The organism is Pseudomonas sp. DWP3-1-3b3 (assembly GCF_049896305.1).
Classification (GTDB): domain Bacteria; phylum Pseudomonadota; class Gammaproteobacteria; order Pseudomonadales; family Pseudomonadaceae; genus Aquipseudomonas; species Aquipseudomonas azotoformans_A.
The window spans coordinates 494,425-514,741 of sequence record NZ_JAFCUA010000002.1 but is presented as its reverse complement, the minus strand read 5'-3'; the positions used below and the strand labels follow the sequence as shown (position 1 = coordinate 514,741).

Sequence of the window (20,317 nt, the reverse complement as noted above, 5' to 3'; positions counted from 1 at the left end):
TCAGGGGTGTATCGCCGTCTGTGAAGGTGGTTTTATCGGGAGGTTATTATTATTGTTGGTCTGTTGTCGACTGCTAATCGGCCCGTTCGGGTCTTTCGTGAACTTGTAATCCAATACTTCCCCGGTGTTCTTGTTGTAAACATCTGGTCGGGCGCTGCCGGCGGTTCCTTTCGGGACCTCGACGCCTTTCAAGTAGGATTTCTCCACCGCCAAGTGAGTCTTTTGACCTGTCATGCGCTGATAGCGGTTTAGCAATTTGTCGGCATAAGTATGCTTTTTACTGCCTTGGACCGGGCCAGTACCTGCAGCACCATGTTTATTTTTAACGCCCCATTTTTCCGCCTTACTGGCAATTTTCTTGACGAAATCCTTATCCGACAGACTGGCGGCTGTCGGTTTTTTGCTTGTGCAGGACAATCCCAGTGGATCTATCCAGGTGATAGGGTTAGGGCCGTACGCGTATAAATTGAGCCCACCCATCAACCCGATAGGATCTGGTGTTGTGAAGCGGCCGATATCCGGGTCATAAAAACGGAAGGTATTGAAGTGAAGCCCGGTTTCTCTATCCAGGTACTGGCCTTGGAATCTGAGGTTTTGCTCCTCGATGTAAGAGGGTTCACGGGTTTCCCGTAGGGTGTTTCCCCAGACTCGATAGCTGGCCTGCCACAGTGTTTGGCCGTCGGCTTCAGTGAGCTCTAAAGGGAGGCCATTGAAATCGTTATGGTAGTACCGGATTTTTTGCTGAGCGCCTACGCCGTCTACCTTGGCCAATGGCTCATAGCCGTCTTCTTCATACAGATAGAGGCTGGTCTGGTTGTTTCGGTGTTCTTGCAGGAGCCGTAAGCCATCCCAACTGAAGTGTGTCGTACCGAGTAAGTACCCGTCGCTGCTCGTCTCGCTTTTCTCAATCCGTCGACCCAGCGGGTCGTAGGTCATACGGACCACATTGCCGTTCGGGTTCCGTACTTCGATCAGACGATGCTCAGCGTCATAACGCATGTGCTGTACACCACGATGACCGCTTCGCTTTTCGACCATTCGGCCAAAGCCGTCATAGCGATAACGTTTGTCCTGATAAGTCAGCAGACGGTTATGCACAACCCGTCCACTACCGGATGGCGGCCCATCCAATAAGTTGGCGGCGGCGTCATAGGAAAAGGTTTCGTGCTGCCCCATTCCGCTGTCTTGGCTGGCAATAATCCGGGCGGTGGCATCGTAGTGCAGCAACTGGCGAGCGTGGTTGGCAGGGTGCCGGTCCAATTTAGCGATCAGATTGTCTGCCGTGTCGTATTCGAACTGCTTTTGTAACGATGTCGCTTCCAGCGCTCCCGGGCTGGTCTTGCGGCGTTGTCGTGCACGCAGGCGTCCTGAGCGATCGTAGTTGCTTTGGGTACTGATCTGGCCCTGGGTGCGCAGTACTTCGCGGTGCAGCCGGTCACGCTCGAAATCGCAGATGACTTGGCCATCAAGGTTGATTTGATGCAGGTGACCGCTGCCGTAATAAAGACGATTGATCCAGCGCCCGTCGGGCAGTTTGCTTTGGATCAGGTTCCCCAATTCATCGTAGCGATGTTGCAGTGAGCCCGCTGGGCTCTGTTCTTCCAGCATCTGCCCGAGCGCGTCATACGAGAACCCGAGTGTCTGCGACAGGCCGCGAGTGTCCATGAAGTGGACGCCAGTCAGTTGGTCCAACGTATCGTAGGTGTATTGGGTGTGACCATCGTCGGTTGTCTTGGCGCTCAACCGCCCCATTGCATCGCGTTTGAGGCGATGAACAATGGGTTTGGCAGCTATTTCCGGTACTAGCCCGATCCCGCTGCCGTAAGGTGAGGGAACGCTTTCAAACTGGATGACATTATCCAGGCAGTCGTGTTCATAGCGTTTGGAACTGCCATCCAGGTCCCGTTGCTCGGTCAGGCGATCGCCTGCATCCCATGAGAACCGATAGCTCTCGCCATTCTCGTTGGTCAGAGACAGAAGGCGGCCATAATCATCGTATCCAAACTGCACGTTACGATCGTGGGCATCAGTGCGTTGACGTACCTGGCCACGTCGGGTGTATTGGTAAAAGGTGCTGTGGCCGGCGGGATCCGTGTACCCGACCAGTTGTCCGCTGGCATCGCGCCGATAGTGTTCTTCGCGCCCGTCCGGCAGTTGGACTCCAATCAGCCTGCCCTGCGTGTCGTGCTTGAATTCAGTCCGCTCTCCCAGTGCGTCAGAGATGGCCTGCAAATGTCCGCGTGCGTCATAAATGAACCGGGTGGGCGAGCCTGAGCAATCGACGTGTTCTACCAGTTGCCCTGCCTGGTTCCAGCGGAGCTTTTTATGTTTGCCGCTGGCATCGATGATTTCAACAGGCTGACCGTGAGTGTCGTACTGATAGCGCGTGATGTTGCCCAGAGGGTCGGTCTCACGGATACAGTTGCCCCGCGGGTCATACAGGAATTTCCAACTGTTGCCGGCGGCGTCGGTCTCGACGAGGGGCAAGGCCCAATGATCAAGCCAAAGGGTTGTGTCGCGGCGACCCAGAGGGTCCATTTCGCTGATTAGATTGCCGGATTCGTCGTAACAGTATTCATAGCGTCCGCCTTGCGGGTCTGTTGCGCTGAGCAGTTGGCGTTCGTCGTTCCATTCAAAGAGCCAAGTTTGCCCCAGATTATCGGTGTACTGGGTCACCTGATATTGCGTGTTCCAAACGCGCGTGCTTACCCGCTGTAAGCCGTCAGTGATACGTGTCGTTCCTGCGTTCAGGTCATAGTCGAAGTGATAGCGATCGCCTTCATTGCTCCAATGACCCGTAACGCGCCACTCGACGCCTTCAATCAAGGCCCATTCATAGAAGCAGCGCAGCCCGGTAGGCAGTTGATGCTCCACCATGCGACGCCCGGCGTCGTATGCGAAGCGCCGTTGGACCTGATCCGTAGTGTCACGTACTTCTGCCAGGTCGCCGGCGTGGTCGTAGCCATAGCTGACCAGGACTTCCCGTCGATGATCGGGGTACAGCCGCTCAATCCGATGGACACGGCCTTGCTCGCGAATCAATTCGACTCGAGCCAAATCAAACGTGTCGCGCAGCGCCATCAGTTGACCTGCTGCGTCATAGTCCAGATAGATGCGATTGTCGTTGCGGTCACCCAATTGACTCAGGCGCAGCGACGAAGCGTCGCCGGGGGAGGCGTCAAATAGCCGATACAGGCCGTTGTCGCTTTCAATCAATAACTGCCCGTTACGGTGGCGTCGAATGCTCAAACCTTCGCCTGGGCTGAACATTGCACTACCCAACGCCACTGAACCCAGATTGATACGACGGCCCTGCTCGTCGGTGTAGATCAGTTCTTCCCCGCCATCCGGGTGAGACAGTATCTGCACAGCGACTTCATAAGGCACGCTCCAGCCTGCACCGAACAGCCCATCGCGGCGAAGGTCGCGGCTGTTGTAAAAGCGCTGCCAGTCAATCGGCAACAATCCAGGTAAGGAAAAATCCAGGTCGAAATCGCTGCCCAGCACTTTGGCGCCTGTTGCCGCATGCACGGGGTTGGGTGACCCCATTGCAGCGTTTGCCATCGCTCCCATGGCTTGGCTCACCGCGTATGACCCCACGCCACTGAGCAACATGCACGGCAAATTACTCAGCGTTTTTCCCTTCGCGCCCTTGAGCATCATCAGGGCTTCAATCGCCAGCCCCACACCAGGCGTCTTACCGCTGCGAATCTCCTGCACCACTACCGTACCGCCACCAATCGTGACATTTGGCGAAATCAGGCCTGAAGAAACCACCGTCGCATCGCACATACTGCGGTCGCCGCTGCGTACGGCGGGTTGGCCGTTGATGGTGACTTTATCGGAGCCCTCGGCAAGGAGCTGCGGGGGCATTGGCGGGTGGCGGGCGCAGAGGACCAGGTCGGTGGGCAACGGCACGACACCGGGTGCTGGAGAGGCAACGGTAGGGCGCCACAGTTGTGAGAAAAATCCCTCGGCCATGTCGAGGAAGCCGGGCTCTGGCGCCGCTTCGACATCAGGTTCGGGCGCGTCGGGTTCAAACTCGGTCCCGGCGGGCGCGACATGGGAAGGAATTGCACCCGCGGCACGCGCAGCCGGAATGCTATTGACGAAGGTGTCGGTCGAACCCACCGCAATCGTGGCTTCTACAACGGGGGGAAACAGCGCATTGGCGAAACTCTCACACATTTTGCTGAGGCCCTTGTCGGCCCCCGTCTTGCTCATGGTCATGCCGACGACAATGCCGACCACGGCGCCGAGGATGCAGCCACCAATGCCGGCCGTCGCGACCGTCACACCAATCGCGGCCGCCACCGCAGCAGTCGCCAGTGCCGTGATCGCCACGTTGGCCGCCACCTCCAGCACGCCGCCGAGGATATCGGCCATCATGGAGGTGTGGGTCAGCGCATCGCCCATCCGGGCGGCCCATAACGCGTCAGACATGCAGGCCGCTCATCAAGAAATAGCGTCGAACGACAGCGAGTTTTTGATCAACGCCCAGTGCGCCGCCTCGGCGTCCCCGAGCTTGTCTGCCTTCACATAACTCAACGCGAGCATCTTGCGCGTACCCGGCAGCACCAACGCCAGCTGGTACTGGAACACCTTGTCATTGCCCTTGTTGAACTGGCTGCGCAGCTCGATGCCTTCCACTTCTTGAGCCGCGCCCAGGCGCACGTCCACGCCCGGCTGATAACGCAGGTCCTGCACCTGTTTTTCCAGGCGCTGGAGTTGGTCATTGAAGTTGCTGTGCAGGGTTTCACCCTCGGCGAGCAGGCTGCGGCTGACGATCAGGGAGGTGCCCAATTCAGGAAACTTGAGGATATTGATCGTTGCGTCCTGCAGCTCACTGGCGGGTAGTTGAAACTGGAATTCGTTGATCCGGTACGTCATGGCAAACAGGTCTCGTCAGGAGCTTTTAGGCGCGGGGAACGCGGCTTTGATATTGGCGTCGATGGCGGCTTTCTGGCCCTGGCCGTCCGGTGTCGCGCCGGGGCCGCCGCCGTTGTTCAGGTGCAGCACGCCGCCGGTGTTGAACTCGGCATCGCCGCTGGCATAGAAGCTGATTTGCACGCCCGTGAGGTTGATCTGCCCGCTGGCGTTCAACTCCAGGATGCTTTCGCCGCAGACCAGGCGCAGGTTTTCACCGACTTCGATGACATAGCTCTGGCTGATGCTGTCGGTCTTCCTCTGGCCTACCGAAAGGATGTCTTCCTGCTTGACGATGCGCAGGCGGTTGTTGCCGATGGTTACCGTCTCGTTATGGCCAATGCTCTTGTTGCGGTCATGCCCCACCGAATGGCTCTCATCCACCTCGACCACGATGTCCTGATTGCGCTCGGCATGGATGTACAGCTGCTCCAACCCCTTCTTGTCCTCCATGCGGATTTCATTGAAGTTGGCCGGTGTGCCGCCCTTGCTCGAACGGCTTTTCATGCCGCTCTGGGTGGCGTTTTCCGGCAGGTCGTAAGGCACCGTCTGTTCGGCGTTGTAGACCCGCCCGGTGATGATCGGCCGGTCCGGGTCACCTTCCAAAAAGCTCACAATCACTTCCTGGCCGATCCGTGGGATCTGCATCGAGCCCCAGTTCTTGCCGGCCCAGGATTGCGACACGCGAATCCAGCATGAGCTGTTCTCGTTGGATTGGTCGTGACGGTCCCAGTAGAAGTGCACCTTCACGCGGCCGTACTGGTCGGTCCAGATTTCCTCGCCTTTGGGGCCGACCACCAGCGCGGTCTGCGGGCCTTTGACGATGGGCCGGTGGGTGTTGGCCAGCGGGCGGAAGCTCTGCTGGGCGTCGATGCAGGTGAGGCTGCTTTCGAACTGTGCCGAACCCGACCCACCGCCGCTTTCCAGGCTTTCCTGGACGATGTAGTAGCGACAGCCGACGATCAGGTATTCACGGTTCTGGTCCTGACGACTGAAGCCGGTCAGGCTGAACAAATGTCCCGAACCCAGGCCGCGAGCATTGCCGCTGAACTCGATCTGTTCATGCAGGGTTTGCAGCGCTTCGATGCGGGTGCGCGCGTAGTGCTCGCCGTCTTCGCTTTGCACGTAGGTGCCGGGGTAGTCGTACAGCGGATAGTCGCCGGCGGTGTGCGGGCGCGGCATGGCCGAGCGCACGTCGATGCTGGCGCTGGGGCGCTGGAAATCGTAGTCGTTGAGCTCCAGCGAACCCGGCTGCACTTCGTGCGCCAGGTGCCAGTTGTGCATATGGTCGCGTTCGCGCTGCTGCTCGTCCTTGGGGTAGTAAGGGATCGACGCATAGCCGGGCACCGTGGTGTGGGCGCCGTAGGCATCAGCCAGCACTAGCACATGGCGGTCCTGCTCATGGCGGAAGAAGTAGTAGATGCCTTCCTGCTCCATCAAGCGGCTGACGAAATCAAAGCTGGTCTCGCGGTACTGCACGCAGTATTCCCATTCGCGGTAGGGCCGGCTCAGGGCGTCTTCGAAGTCGGAAAAACCCAGGTCGCGGAACACCTGCTTGATGATCTGCGGGATGCTCAGGTTCTGGAAAATCCGGCAGTCCGACGTGCGGCTGAGCAACCAAAACCACGGGCGCAGCGTCACCTGATAACTGGCGAACTGGCCCTGGTCGATATTCTGGCTGCACCGCGCGACGATGCCGTGGAAGTGCCGCTCGCCACCGTCCGCCAGTTGCAGGCCCACGCTCATGGGTTTGCCGAGCAACTGGTTGAGATCGATGTTGGCGTCCAGCGACGTCAGTTGCAGCTCGTAATTGAACAGCCTGCCCAGCTCCTCGCCGCCGCCCATTTCATTGAGCAGCAGCACATCCGGCCCGAGGGGGCTGGTGACTTTGGCCAGGCGTGAGGCTTGGTTGAATGGCATCGTTTAGGCCGCGTCGCTGAAGTCGTAGTGCAATTCATTATCCCGGCTGCTGATGCGCACACCCGCCAGCGGCTTGCCTTCGAGCATGCGCGTGAGGAACTCACGGCTCATGTCCGGCAGCAGGCTGTTGGTCAGAATGGTGTCGATCATGCGCCCGCCACTTTCGGTCTCGGTGCACCGCGAGACGATCAGGTCGACCACCGCGTCGTCGTAATCGAACGCCACCTTGTGCGTGCTCTCTACGCGCTTCTTGATGCGGCCCAGTTGCAGGCGGGTGATTGCCTTGAGCATCTCGTCGCTCAGCGGGTAGTAAGGGATGGTCACCAGACGGCCGAGCAGGGCTGGCGGGAAGATCTCCAGCAGCGGCTGGCGCAAAGCCTTGGCGATTTCTTCCGGCTCCGGCACGTTCGCCGGGTCTTTGCACACGTGGGAAATCAGCTCGGTACCGGCGTTGGTGGTCAGCAGGATCAGGGTGTTCTTGAAGTCGATCACCCGGCCTTCACCATCTTCCATCACGCCCTTGTCGAACACCTGGAAGAAGATCTCATGCACGTCCGGGTGGGCTTTTTCCACCTCGTCCAGCAGCACCACGCTGTAGGGTTTGCGTCGCACCGCTTCGGTCAGCACGCCGCCTTCGCCGTAGCCGATATAGCCCGGTGGTGCGCCTTTGAGGGTCGACACCGTGTGGGCTTCCTGGAATTCGCTCATGTTGATGGTGATGACGTTCTGCTCACCGCCGTACATGGCTTCGGCCAGGGCCAGGGCAGTTTCGGTCTTGCCCACGCCGGAGGTGCCGGCCAGCATGAACACGCCAATCGGCTTGCTCGGGTTGTCGAGGCCGGCGCGGGAGGTCTGGATGCGCTTGGCGATCATCTGCAGGGCATGGTCCTGGCCGATGATGCGTTTTTTCAGGTGCTGGTCGAGGTTGAGCACGGTCTCCAGTTCGTTGCGCGCCATACGGCCCACCGGGATGCCGGTCCAGTCAGCGACCACCGAGGCCACGGCCTGGTAATCCACGGTTGGCAGGATCAGCGGGGTTTCGCCTTGCAGGGCGGTGAGGCGTTGTTGCAGGTCGACCAGTTGAGCGCGCAGTTCATCGTTGCCGCTGTCCACCACACCGGCTTTTTCGCGCAAGGTTGCACGGGTGGCGAGCAGCTCGTCCACCAGGGCTTTCTCTTCGGCCCAGCGGCTTTCCAAGGTCGCCAGACGCTCACGCTCAGCGCTCAACAGCGCCTCGGTGTTGGTTTGGCGCGCACCAATCGCAATGCCGATGGCATGCTCACGGGCGATAATTTGCAACTCGGTTTCCAGTGCCTCGATGCGACGGCGGCTGTCGTCCACCTCCGCAGGCACCGCGTGCAGGCTGATGGCGACGCGGGCGCAGGCGGTGTCCAGCAGGCTCACGGATTTGTCCGGCAACTGGCGCGCCGGGATGTAGCGGTGGGACAGCTTCACCGAAGCTTCCAGCGCTTCGTCGAGAATCTGTACCTGGTGGTGTTTCTCCATGGTCGACGCCACGCCACGCATCATCAGCAACGCTTTGTCTTCCGACGGCTCGGCCACCTGCACCACTTGGAAACGGCGGGTCAGGGCCGGGTCTTTCTCAATGTGCTTCTTGTACTCGGCCCAGGTGGTGGCGGCCACGGTACGCAAGGTGCCGCGGGCCAGGGCTGGCTTGAGCAAGTTGGCCGCATCGCCAGTCCCGGCGGCGCCACCGGCACCCACCAGCGTATGCGCTTCGTCGATAAACAGGATGATCGGCTTGGGCGACGCCTGGACGTCTTCGATGACCTGGCGTAGACGCTGTTCGAACTCGCCTTTCATGCTCGCGCCAGCTTGCAGCAGGCCCACGTCGAGGCTGCGCAGTTCCACGTCTTTCAGGGCTGGCGGCACGTCACCGGCGACGATGCGCAGGGCGAAACCTTCGACCACTGCAGTCTTGCCCACCCCGGCTTCACCGGTGAGGATCGGGTTGTTCTGGCGGCGACGCATGAGAATGTCGACCAGTTGGCGGATTTCTTCGTCACGGCCAACAATCGGGTCGAGCTTGCCGCTGCGCGCCTGTTCGGTCAGGTCGACCGTGAAGCGCTTGAGGGCTTCCTGCTTGCCCATCGCGCTCGGCGCCATGGCACCGCTGGCTTCACCGGGCACGGCACCGGCATTGAAACCATCGCTGGCGCTCAAGGCGTTTTCCGGCGAATCCCCGACGTATTCGTCGAAACGCTCGCTCAGGGCCTCGGCCTTGATCTTGTCAAACTCGGCAGACAAGCCCAACAGCGCATGGCGCAGGCTTGGCGTCTTCAGGATGCCGAGCACCAGGTAGCCAGTGCGCACTTGGCTTTCGCCAAACATCAGGCTGCCATACACCCAGCCGCGCTCAACGGCTTCTTCCACATGGGAGGACAGGTCGGTGATCGACGTCGAGCCACGCGGCAAACGGTCCAGCGCTTCGGTCAGGTCACGGGCCAGGCGTGCCGGCTCCACGTTGAACTGACGGATGAGGCGGTGCAGGTCCGAATCCTGCAGTTGCAGCAACTGGTGGAACCAGTGGGCCAGTTCCACATACGGATTGCCCCGCAGTTTGCAGAACACGGTGGCGGCTTCGATGGCCTTGTAGGCCACGCTGTTGAGTTTGCCGAACAGTGCGGCGCGACTGATTTCACCCATGCTCTGGATTCCTTGAGGTGGTGGCGTGATCGGCGTAATGCCGGGCCAGGATTAGGTCGTTGGCGTCATGCTCGGGCTTGCCGAGCCAGGTGTTGAAGCCCAGGCGGAACTGACCATTGAGCTGCAGCGCCGGCACTTCGGGTTGTTGCAGAACCAGGTTGAGGTCCCAGTCCAGTTCATGGCCCAGGTACTCGGCCACCCACGCCACCAACTCGTTGAACGGCGGGTGGCCAGGCAGCATGCCCATGTAGTCGTCCAGCTTGAGCGGGCCCAGGCGGATGCGGAATTTGTGCTGGCGGTCCCACACGAAACTGCCCAGGCAAAAGTCCACGCCCAGGCGGTTGGCGCTCACGCTGACGCGGCTGCGCTCGGGCAACTCCAGCCATTGGCCGATGTATTCTTCAATCTCCACCGGCAGGCCGAAGTATTCGCTGAGAATGGCTTTAAGGCCGTCTGGATAGCGGGTTTGCGCCGACAGGTGGCCGCTGTAATGCAGCTTCGCGGTGTCCGGGATGAGCCCCTGATTCAACAGGCTCGGCATGCCCCGTCCGCTCAAAGCAGCGAGGCGCGCGGACCAGTAATCATCGTCCGGGCGGTCGTGGCTGACCGTCGGCCGCGCCTCGGCCCAGGCCCGGTAAAACAGGCTGAGCAAGCGATGGTGGAACACATCCAGGAACTGTTTGCTGGTGCTGTCGGCGTTGTTGCGCTGGCGCTCGCGCACGTATTCGGTGATGTGCAGCGGCAGCGGGCCATTGGGGCCGCCAAGGCCAAAGAAGAATTGTTCCAGCCGCGCCGGCTTGCCGTCGCCACCGGGATCGACCGAGGCCAGGGTGGCCGGGGCGAAGGTGCAATCGGCCTGTTGCCCCAGGCGCAGCGGATCGTCCGCCAGGCGCAGGGAATGGCCCAGGCGCGGCAGCTCCGGCGATTCGCACTCGATACGCCGCAGCGCCTGGAAGAAATCGTATTCCCAGGGCTCCTGATGCATCGCATCCAGTGTGTTCACAGGGTCGGACGCCGTCCGGGCTTGGCTTTCCATCGCATGATCTCGCCGCGTTCGGTGGTACGGATCACCGTCTCGGTAAAACTGTTGATCGACACGTAGCGTGCCAGGAAGCGTTCCAGCACTGCACCGAGCAGGAACACGCCGGTGCCGCGAAACGCGTTTTCATCGAATTCCAAGGTGATTTCCAGGCCACGGCCAAACACGATCGGGCCGGGCATCGGCAAGCGTCGGGTTACCGCTTTGCTGCTGACCTCGCGCAGGCCTTCGATCTGCAATTGCAGGGCGGCGTCGTTGCTGTCGCCGTACAGGCGCAGCAGTTCGCGCAAGGCTGCCGCGCCTTGTCCCTGTTCGCTCAGGGACAGGTAGTTCAGCGACAACTGGCTGATCAAACGCCAGGCCTTGGCGTCATGGGCATGGCTGGCGCGCGGACGGCTCGGGCCAGCCACGCAACGCACGGACAGCACCGGGGCGCTGTCGGCCAGGGTGAAGTCGGTCTTGCCGTTGCCGATGCTCATGAACAGGGGCAAATCGCGGTTGGTGCACAGCGCCGTCACGCCGAGTTGGCGCAAGTCATGGCCGTAGGGCGCTTGGCGGCTGTCCACCAGGCTGACAAAGGTCTCGCTGCCCACATAGGTGGAGCGTGGGCCGTTGCGGCGCTGGTCGCTGGACAGCACGCGGGGCTCGCGGCGCACCGTGTAATAGGCCTGGTCGCGGCCGTAGCGCGACGGATCGCGCACCGCATAGAACGGCAAAAACGGTTGCTCCGGCCCTGTGCCGTGGCCGGTGATACCACTCAACGAGTGAATTTCGAAATCCATCGGCCGCGTGCGGTCGGCGATCACATGGTGTTCGTTGACCCGGTCGGACAAGTGGATACGGTCGACGCGCTTGGGGAACAGGTTGATTGCCGGCGTGCAGAACGGCAGGAACTGCGCCGCGCCGACGCTGCCTTCCAGGCTTGGCTCATGACGGTCGAACAACACGATCAGCTCCAGCTCCTGGCCGTCGCAGCGTTTGACCGCACGGCTCAGTTCAGCGAACTCGACGAACAGGTAACGGTGGGGCAGGGCGAAGTATTCCTGCAACAAGCGATAGCCCTGGAACGCGCGTGCGACCACCGGCATTGCGGCGTCGGCATCGTCAAAACCACGGGAGCGCAGTGCATCCTGCGGCAGGCGCTCGACCCAATCGCCACCCGGCTTGCGTGCAAACACCGCGCAGGCGTTGCCCAGCAGTTGCTCGTAGAGGCGGAACGGTTGCTCGTCGGCACCGCTGAGGTAGAGCGGCAGGTTATCCAGGTCGAGGCTGTTGAAGGGCAATTCGGCGCCGGTGCGCAGGGTCAGGCGCAGACCGGCCTTGGCCTTCGGCTCACTGGCGGCCAGGCGCCCCAACACGGCGGCAGGGTTGCCGAAGTATTCGGCGTTGCTCACCTGCAACGGCCACAGCGTCACCGGGTGCGCGGTGCGGTACTCGCAGCAGGTCTGGGTTTCGCGGCCCAGCGCAGCCCGCAAAACGGTGTCGCGGGGCAGCGGGAAACCACTGGCCAGCGAACCTTCATCCGCGTCGGTCTGCAATTGCACCACGGTCATCGACGGCGTGGGTGCCAGGTAATGCGGGTAGGCAATTTCCAGCAGGTTGTGGGTGAAGGTCGGGTACTCGGCGTCGAGCTTGAGCTGCACGCGGGCGGTGAGGTAGGCAAAGCCCTCAAGCAAACGTTCGACATACGGGTCGGCGCAGTCCATACCGGACAGGGTCAGCCGACTGGCGATCTTCGGGTATTCCTTGGCGAACTCGGCGGCGCTTTCACGCACGTGGTGCAGTTCCTGGTTGTACAGCTCCAGCAGGCGCGGATTCATGGGCGTCTCCGCTGGTCGGCATTCACTACACGCACGTGGCCGGATTCCAGGTCGAGGTCGGTTTGCAGCAGCAGGCGCAACGGCACCGGCTGTGCCCACAGGTCGCCTTCGATCTCGAAACTCAGCGCGTTATGGTTCATCTCGCCATGGCCGACGCGGGCTTTGACGCGCAGGGTGTGGCGCAGAATGCGCGGTTCAAAGGTGGCGATAGCCTGGTAGATCAAGGCTTCCAGGGCCTTGATATCCACACTGGAAACACTGTTGCCCGCCAGCGCCGGCAAGCCGTAGTTAACCACCGACGTACCGGCCGGGGTGTGCAACGTGGCATCGGCGTCGAGCAACGACGTGGTGTTGAGCAGCCACGCCAGGTCGCGCAGCACCGAGGCTTTCAATTGGGTCAGGGACAGCACGCGTTTGTCGGCGCTTTCCTTGGGATTGGTTGGATCGTCGTCGGTCAGCCGGTCCAGCAGGGACGGTTGCAGACGGTCGCGGGAAGCGATTTCAGTGACCACCAAAGCGGCTCCACGGACGGGGTGTGAGAGGGACAAGTGGGCTGTGGCCGTGGCGCGAAGCCACGGCCTCAAGGGCTATCAGCGCTTGGTGTTGGAACGGATGTTCCAGCCAAACTTGATCGCGCCGCCGTCTTTGGTGCCGTCGGCTTTCTGCGGCTGGTAGTCGACCATCACTTGGGCGAAGTTCAGGGTGACGTTCTCGGTCAGGCGGTCATCGGTGCCCGAACCGCCGGTGCTCAGGGAGGTCACCAGCACTTCTTCCAGGTTGATCACCATGTACTCGACCTGGCTTTCGCCACCGGCCTTGCGCACAGTCAGCTTGACCTTGTCGATGTGCTTGCCGCTGGCGCAGTGCATCATCAGGTTCGGCGACGCCTTGTCGACGTATTTGGTCAGCGACAGGTCCTGGATATTCACCTTGCCCGCGCCGCCGCCACCGCCCACGTGCATGTTGCCGGACTGGGCCATGCCCCAGCTCCAGTTCAGCACGTCGATTTCGTCCTTGTGGGCCTTGTCCATGGACTCGCCCTTGATGTCGCCGATCTTGATGAAAATATCAACAGCCATGTTTTCTCCCTGTGTGGCGTGGGCCACTGAATTTGATTAACGCCAAATGGGCAGCGCTTTTCTGTGGGAGCTGGCTTGCCTGCGATAGCATCACTGAGGTGTGACTGACACACCTCGGTGCCTGCATCGCGGGCAAGCCCGGCTCCCACAGAAGCGCTAGCTCATCCGTGGTTTAGGCGGATTTCGCCGAAGGCAGCTTCGATACCAGGCGCAGCGACACGGTCAGCCCTTCAAGCTGGTAGTGCGGGCGCAGGTAGAACTTGGAGTTGTAGTAACCCGGGTTGCCTTCGACTTCTTCCACGATCACTTCGGCAGCCGCCAATGGGTGCTGGGCTTTGGTGGTTTCAGTGGAGTGCGCAGGGTCACCGTCCACGTAGTTGAGGATCCAGTCCTGCAACCAGCGCTGCATCTCGTCCTTCTCTTTGAAGGAACCGATCTTGTCGCGCACGATGCACTTCAAGTAGTGGGCGAAACGGCAGGTGGCGAACAGGTATGGCAGGCGCGCGGCCAGGTTGGCGTTGGCGGTGGCGTCCGGGTCATCGTATTCGGCCGGTTTCTGCAGCGACTGGGCGCCAATGAACGCAGCGAAGTCAGTGTTTTTCTTGTGCAACAGCGGCATGAAACCGTTCTTCGCCAGCTCCGCTTCACGGCGGTCGCTGATGGCGATTTCGGTCGGGCACTTCATGTCCACGCCACCGTCATCGGTCGGGAAGGTGTGCGCCGGCAGGTTTTCCACTTCACCGCCAGACTCGATGCCACGGATGCGCGAGCACCAGCCGTAGTGTTTGAACGAACGGTTGATGTTCACTGCCATCGCGTACGCGGCGTTGGCCCAGGTGTACTTGGAGCTGTCGGCACCGTCGGTGTTTTCTTCGAAGGCGAAGGCTTCCACCGGGTCGGTCTTGGCACCGTACGGCAGGCGTGCCAGGAAACGCGGCATGGTCAGGCCGATGTAGCGCGAGTCTTCCGATTCACGCAGGGAACGCCAGCCGGCGTATTCCGGGGTGGTGAAGATCTTGGTCAGGTCGCGCGGGTTCGACAGTTCTTGCCACGAGCCCATGCCCATCACGGTCGGCGAGGCCGCAGCGATGAACGGGGAGTGCATGGCGGCGCAGACTTTCGACAGCTCGCCCAGCAATTCCACGTCCGGTGGCGACTGGTCGAAGTAGTAGTCGCCCACCAGGCAGCCGTAAGGTTCGCCGCCGAACTGGCCGTATTCTTCTTCGTACATCTTCTTGAAGATCGGGCTCTGGTCCCATGCCGTGCCCTTGAATTTCTTCAGGGTCTTGTGCAGGTCCGGCTTGGAGATGTTGAGCACGCGGATCTTCAGCTGCTCATCGCTCTCGGTGTTGTTGACCAGGTAGTGCAGGCCACGCCAGGCGCTTTCCAGCTGCTGGAAATCCTGGTGATGGATGATCTGGTTGACCTGGGCGGTCAGCTTGGCGTCGATGGCGGCGATGATCGATTCGATCGACTTGATCGCGTCATTGGACACCAGGTCGGTCTGCGCCAGAGCCTGTTCGGCCAAGGTGCGCACGGCGGTTTCCACGGCTTCGCGGGCACGTTCGGTCTTGGGCTTGAACTCTTGCAGCAGCAGGTTGGCGAACTCGCTGGCTTCTTCGGTGGCACCCAGGATCTGGCTGCCTTCGCGGGCGGTATTGTCGGTCATGATTACTGATCCCCTGCAGGCTTCGGCGCGCTGGCAAGTGCCTGGAGCAGTGCCGGGTCCTTGATCGCCTTCATGATGATTTCTTCAGCGCCGGTCTTGCCGTCCATGTAGGTCAGCAGGTTGGCCAGCTGGGTGCGGGCTTCGAGCAGTTGGTTCAGCGAGTCGACCTTGCGGGCCACGGCGGCCGGGCTGAAGTCGTCCATGCTTTCGAAGGTGATGTCCAGGCTCAGGTTGCCTTCGCCGGTCAGCTCGTTCGGTACGTGGAACGCCACGCGCGGCTGCATGGCCTTGAGGCGTGAGTCGAAATTGTCGACGTCCACTTCAAGGAACTTGCGGTCGGCCACCGGCGCCAGAGGCTCGGCGGGCTTGCCGGCGAGGTCGGCCATCACGCCCATCACGAAGGGCAGCTGGACCTTTTTCTCGGCGCCGTAAAGCTCGACGTCGTACTCGATCTGCACTCGAGGCGCGCGGTTGCGCGCGATGAATTTCTGAGAACTTTGCTTCGCCACGTTGCTGCTCCTGGTCGCTTGAGCGACGGTGTTGTTACTGCACTGTCGGGCGGCTTACTCGCCGTCCGGGCCGCGCAGGTTTTCAAATTGGGACATGCCGTCGGGAATCAGATTGCGCACGATGGCCGCGAAGTCGGCGTGCACCAGATGCTTGGCCCGGTTCAACAGCACCGGCAACGGGCTCGAAGGCTCGTACCGGGTGTAGTACGCAAGGATCTTGTCGAGGCTGCGCAGCACGTCGTCGCGGCTGGCGATATCGCCCACCGGGCGCGGTGCAGCGGGCGCAGCGGCGAAGTCGGCCGAGGGGGCATTGTCGTCACTGACGGCCTCGGGTTCGCTGCTGCTGTCGGTGCCGGGCACCGCTTGATTGAGTATTTGCAGCGCTTGCTTGAGCGGTTGCTTCAAGGCACTGAGGTCCACGCCTTGGGCGGAACCGACCTGATCATTGACCTGCCGTTCGATGGCTTCACACGCCCCACGCGCCGCCATCAGCGCGTCGCGGGTGGCTTGCAGGTGCTCGGGGTCGCTGTCGAGGAACGCGGCGTTGAGCTGCTGGGCGCCGAGTTGCTCGTCGGGGAAGCTCAACAGGCCACTGGCGTTGAGCGCCGCGCGCAGGCTCACAGGCCCGAAGGTGCGCGAGCGTGTGAGGATGCTTTCGCGCAGCAAGCGAATGTTGGTGTCGCAGGTCAGGCCGGTGAGGGCGTTGATGCGCACGGTGGGGTCGTTATCGTCGTCGGCATCCAGGCGCGGGTGCAGGTCGGCCCAGTAATCGCGCAGCAACGCGTCGATCAGCGTCAGTGCTTCGGCCAGGCCAGCGACGCCTTGGAGGGCGAGGGCGCTTTGCAGCAGGAAATGGGTGATGCGCAGGTCTTTGCTGCGCGCGAGCAAGTCGAGGCTTTGCTGCTGGATGCTGCGCCATTCCGGCGGTTCAGCGGGCAGGATGGAGTCACCCATGCTGCGCTCGGGTTGGCCCTTGGCATCACGCTCCAATTGCAGAAATTGCGCGTCATATTCCATGTCTTCGCCACACGGCGAAGTCGCGGAAACGGCGGTGAGCAGCAACGGCACATCCACTGAATTTGATCTCCCTATCAGCCCGTTAGATGGCGGGCAATTCATGCATTAGTTACGCGAGGAACTTTGCATGTTTTCTTGGTCATATAAGCAAGATGCCACTAATGTGCCATCACTGGTATTCAAGAAGTTGTGCATTTTTGGTGTAGTACTTACGCCTTGTCAAGGTAAGCTATTCGCCCTCTGTGACAGATGTGCGGTGCTTAACAACCTGCGCGACTGGTGGGTCGAACGACGCACCGGGACAGGATTTTTGTCATAGAGGCCAGTTAAGATCAGCGATCATGCTGGCATTGGCAGGTTTTAGACGGTCGATTGCTCGACCTGATGGCGATATCCCGGGAGGCGCTGTCCTGGGAATCGACCGCGCGCGAAGTATCAGCAAGGAGGCAAGATGTCGCTGTGTTTGACTATCACTAGTTATCACAAGATTACCCCTGGGCAGTGCTCCGAAAAGTCCATCAATCAGGGCTCGATGGCTATTGGCCGCAGTTCCGATAATGACTGGGTATTACCTGACCCAGAGCGCCTGGTCTCCTCGCAACATTGCGTTATTCAATACAAAGATGGCCGTTATTATCTAACGGATAACAGTACAAACGGAGTGGAGTTGGTTAACGCCGGTATTCGTTTGCGTAGAGGTAATAGCGAGCTGTTGCAAGATGGCGAGTTGATCCGCATCGGCGATTACGAGATCCAGGCGCGTATCGACTTCAACGTGCAGGCCGTCGACAGCCAGCCGTTTGCCGGCGACTCACCGAACAGCTTTGAAGCGCTGATGGGCGCCGTGGCGAACAAGCCCACGCCGGTGCCGGTGATCGCGCCGAAGTTCCAGGGCGCTTCGTCGATGGACACGCTGCCGGACCTGTTCGACTTCCTCAGCCCCACCGCTGTACCGCCGCCGACCGTGGCGGACCATGTACCTTCCGAGCAACACGACTTCCGGCCACCGACGCCGGTTGCGGTCGAGAAACCCGTGGTTTCAGGCTCGGTGATTCCCGAAGATTGGGACCTGTTTGGCGACACGCCCGCGCCCATCGCGCCACCGCCCGCGCCGGTCATTGCGCCGCCACCTGCGGTCGAGTCTGTGACAGACACTCAGCAACCCGACCTGCTGCAAGCCTTCCTGCGCGGCGCCGGCCTCGATCAACTGCGCCTGGACAAAGCCCAGGCCGAGGCCCAGATGGAAAACATCGGTCGCAGCTACCGCCTGATGGTCGAAGGCCTGATCGACGTGTTGCGTGCCCGCGCCAGCCTCAAGGGCGAGTTCCGCATGCAGCAGACCATGATCCAACCCGCCGAAAACAATCCGTTGAAATTCGCCCCGAATGCTGACGAAGCGTTACTGCTTTTGCTGCGCCACGGTAACCAGGCGTTTATGGCGCCGGATGCCGCCGTGCGTGACAGTTTCAACGATCTACGCGCCCACCAACTGGCGGTGATGGCCGGCGTGGAAGCGGCGATCAAACACTTGCTCACGCGCTTTGAACCGGCGCAACTGGAAGAGCGCATGGGCAAACCCGGCGGGCTCTCGAGTCTTTTCAACGGCTCACGCCAGGCCCAGTACTGGCAGCAGTTCACCGAGCTCTACAGCAATATTTCCCGCGAGGCCCAGGAAGATTTCCAGGACCTGTTCGGCCGTGAATTCAGCCGGGCCTACGAAGAACACAGCGCACGACAGCGTCGGTAAACCCGCGCCGCAATACATGGATTAACGGATAGCTAAGTACGTCATTGAGGACGCAGGATGATTCCCAGGTTTTTACTCGCAGCCGCCACCTTGCTGCTGCTGACGGCGTGTGCCAAAGACGCCGCCAAACCCGAAACCAGTGCTGAGGCCGAAGCGGAGACGGCCGCCGTCGAGCTGCACTTTCATGCGATCAACGGGCTCAACCCCGGCGCCAACGGCCAGGCCGCGCCGGTGCGGGTGCGCATCTTCGAGCTGAAAAACGCCGCCACCTTTGCCCGCTCCGATTACTTCGCCCTGGCCGACCGCGCCCAATCGACCCTTGGCCTGGACCTGCTGGACCAGGACGAAGTGATGGTGCAGCCCGGCGAGCAACTGAGCATCCAGCGCGACCTCGACCCGTCCACACGACAGATCGGCTTGCTGGTGGGCTATCGCGAGCTGGACCGCGCGCAATGGCGCGCGGTGATCAACGTGCCCGCGCGCCAATACACCGAATACCAGATCAGCCTCGATGTGCGTGCCGTGCGCGCCGACGTCGTGGTCACCCCATCCAGCCCTGCCCAATAAGAAGCAATCGGAGCCCCCATGTCCTGGAACAATCGCGTGGTCTGGTCGGAAGGCATGTTCATCGGAACGCAGCACTTCCAGCAGCATGACCGTTACCTGGAAAACCTGATCGATGCCCGCAGCCGCCCGTTGTCTGCCGGGGCCTGGGGCTTTTCCGAACTGCTGATCGACCAGGGCCTGCTGGCCCAGGGCAAGCTGGCGATTGTCTCGGCGCGTGGCCTGTTGCCCGACGGCACACCGTTCAATATCCCCCAGGACGACCTGGCGCCGAGCCCGCTGAACATCGATGACAACCTGCGCGACGGCCTGGTGTACCTGGCGCTGCCGCTCAAGCGTGCCGGCGCCCGCGATACCGTGGAGGAAGGCGAAGCCCTGGAAGCGGCGCGTTATGTAAGCCAGGTTCGCGAGGTGCGTGATGACAACGCACCCTTCGAAAACCGCGCCCCGGTTGCCGTCGGCGCCCGCGCCCTGCGCTTGCTGACCGCCCAGGACGGCATCAGCGATTACGCCGCCATCGGCCTGGTGCGCATCAAGGAAAAACGCGCCGACCGCGCGCTGGTCATCGACGACACCTACATCCCGCCCGTGCTGGACGTGGCGGCGAGCAAACCGCTGACGGCATTTCGCAGCGAGCTGCTTGGCCTGCTGCATCAGCGCGGCGAAGCCCTGGCGGGGCGCGTGGTCGCTTCGGGCGCCGGTGGCGCGTCGGAGATTGCCGATTTCATGCTGCTGCAACTGGTCAACCGCGCCCAACCGCTGATCCAGCATTTGAGCCAGCTGAGCCCGCTGCACCCGGAACGCTTCTTCAGCGAATTGGTCAGCCTGGCCGGTGAGTTCTCGACCTTCTCGACCTCGGGCCGGCGTCCCCAGGAATACCCGCAGTACCAGCACGACGACCTGGCGCTGAGCTTTGCGCCGGTGATGGCCGCCCTGCGTGAAGCGCTGTCGATGCTGATCGACAGCAAGGCCACGCCGATCCCGATTGTCGAGAAAGCCTACGGCGTCCACGTGGCGATGCTGGCCGACAAGACCCTGCTCGACAACGCCAGCTTCATCCTCGTGGTGCGTGCCGATGTTCCCGGCGAAACCCTGCGCGCGCGCTTCGGCCAGCAGAGCAAAGTCGGTTCGGTGGAACACATCCGCGACCTGGTCAACCTGCAACTGCCGGGCATCACCCTGTTGCCTCTGCCCGTGGCGCCGCGCCAATTGCCGTACCACGCAGGTTCCACCTACTACGAGCTGGATCGCGGCAGCGAGGCCTGGCAACAGCTGGGCAACTCCGGTGGTTTTGCCTTCCACATCGCCGGGCAGTTCCCGGGCTTGAACCTGGCCTTCTGGGCGATCCGAGGATAATCCG

The 20,317-nt window shown here is 61.4% G+C and carries 14 protein-coding genes; 3 read left to right on the top strand and 11 right to left on the bottom strand.

The window, feature by feature from the left end; all coding sequences use genetic code 11:
* The 11 genes from ACP7BX_RS08755 to tssA form a co-directional block, all read right to left on the bottom strand.
* Complete coding sequence (locus ACP7BX_RS08755; protein WP_426127057.1) at positions 1-4,443, bottom strand: RHS repeat-associated core domain-containing protein; 4,443 nt, start codon at positions 4,441-4,443, stop codon at positions 1-3.
* 12 nt (positions 4,444-4,455) lie between these two features.
* The gene (locus tag ACP7BX_RS08750) at positions 4,456-4,890 is read right to left on the bottom strand and encodes a DcrB-related protein (RefSeq protein ID WP_010207557.1); all 435 of its coding nucleotides are present in this window, start codon (positions 4,888-4,890) and stop codon (positions 4,456-4,458) included.
* A 15-nt stretch (positions 4,891-4,905) separates the two neighbouring features.
* Complete coding sequence (locus ACP7BX_RS08745) at positions 4,906-6,846, bottom strand: type VI secretion system Vgr family protein (protein WP_426127059.1); 1,941 nt, start codon at positions 6,844-6,846, stop codon at positions 4,906-4,908.
* A 3-nt stretch (positions 6,847-6,849) separates the two neighbouring features.
* Entirely contained in the window at positions 6,850-9,513 is a 2,664-nt protein-coding gene (tssH, locus tag ACP7BX_RS08740) for a type VI secretion system ATPase TssH (RefSeq protein ID WP_426127061.1), read from the bottom strand.
* The gene (tssG, locus tag ACP7BX_RS08735; protein WP_426127063.1) at positions 9,506-10,549 is read right to left on the bottom strand and encodes a type VI secretion system baseplate subunit TssG; all 1,044 of its coding nucleotides are present in this window, start codon (positions 10,547-10,549) and stop codon (positions 9,506-9,508) included. Before tssG ends, tssH begins: the two co-directional genes overlap by 8 nt.
* A complete protein-coding gene (gene tssF / locus ACP7BX_RS08730; protein ID WP_426127065.1) occupies positions 10,513-12,372 on the bottom strand; it encodes a type VI secretion system baseplate subunit TssF in 1,860 nt (619 codons plus the stop codon). The genes tssG and tssF overlap by 37 nt, the downstream gene beginning before the upstream one ends.
* Positions 12,369-12,884, bottom strand: coding sequence for a type VI secretion system baseplate subunit TssE (tssE, locus tag ACP7BX_RS08725; RefSeq protein ID WP_005792513.1), 516 nt, complete (start codon positions 12,882-12,884; stop codon positions 12,369-12,371). The genes tssF and tssE overlap by 4 nt, the downstream gene beginning before the upstream one ends.
* Before the next feature lie 78 nt (positions 12,885-12,962).
* Complete coding sequence (locus ACP7BX_RS08720; protein ID WP_005792512.1) at positions 12,963-13,451, bottom strand: Hcp family type VI secretion system effector; 489 nt, start codon at positions 13,449-13,451, stop codon at positions 12,963-12,965.
* Between the two features lie 172 nt (positions 13,452-13,623).
* The gene (gene tssC, locus ACP7BX_RS08715; protein WP_010207548.1) at positions 13,624-15,120 is read right to left on the bottom strand and encodes a type VI secretion system contractile sheath large subunit; all 1,497 of its coding nucleotides are present in this window, start codon (positions 15,118-15,120) and stop codon (positions 13,624-13,626) included.
* A 2-nt stretch (positions 15,121-15,122) separates the two neighbouring features.
* Positions 15,123-15,629, bottom strand: coding sequence for a type VI secretion system contractile sheath small subunit (gene tssB / locus ACP7BX_RS08710; RefSeq protein ID WP_010207547.1), 507 nt, complete (start codon positions 15,627-15,629; stop codon positions 15,123-15,125).
* Between the two features lie 54 nt (positions 15,630-15,683).
* Complete coding sequence (tssA, locus tag ACP7BX_RS08705) at positions 15,684-16,703, bottom strand: type VI secretion system protein TssA (protein WP_314526974.1); 1,020 nt, start codon at positions 16,701-16,703, stop codon at positions 15,684-15,686.
* A gap of 394 nt (positions 16,704-17,097) precedes the next feature.
* Between tssA and tagH the strand changes: the two genes are divergently transcribed.
* Genes tagH through tssK form a run of 3 tightly spaced genes read left to right on the top strand, consistent with a single transcriptional unit; the run spans position 17,098 to position 20,313 of the window.
* The gene (gene tagH / locus ACP7BX_RS08700; protein ID WP_426127068.1) at positions 17,098-18,393 is read left to right on the top strand and encodes a type VI secretion system-associated FHA domain protein TagH; all 1,296 of its coding nucleotides are present in this window, start codon (positions 17,098-17,100) and stop codon (positions 18,391-18,393) included.
* A gap of 57 nt (positions 18,394-18,450) precedes the next feature.
* The gene (tssJ, locus tag ACP7BX_RS08695; RefSeq protein ID WP_426127070.1) at positions 18,451-18,960 is read left to right on the top strand and encodes a type VI secretion system lipoprotein TssJ; all 510 of its coding nucleotides are present in this window, start codon (positions 18,451-18,453) and stop codon (positions 18,958-18,960) included.
* Positions 18,961-18,978: 18 nt separating this feature from the next.
* On the top strand, positions 18,979-20,313 hold the full coding sequence (gene tssK, locus ACP7BX_RS08690) for a type VI secretion system baseplate subunit TssK (protein ID WP_038843489.1): 1,335 nt from the start codon (positions 18,979-18,981) through the stop codon (positions 20,311-20,313).
* The last annotated feature ends 4 nt before the right edge of the window (positions 20,314-20,317 follow it).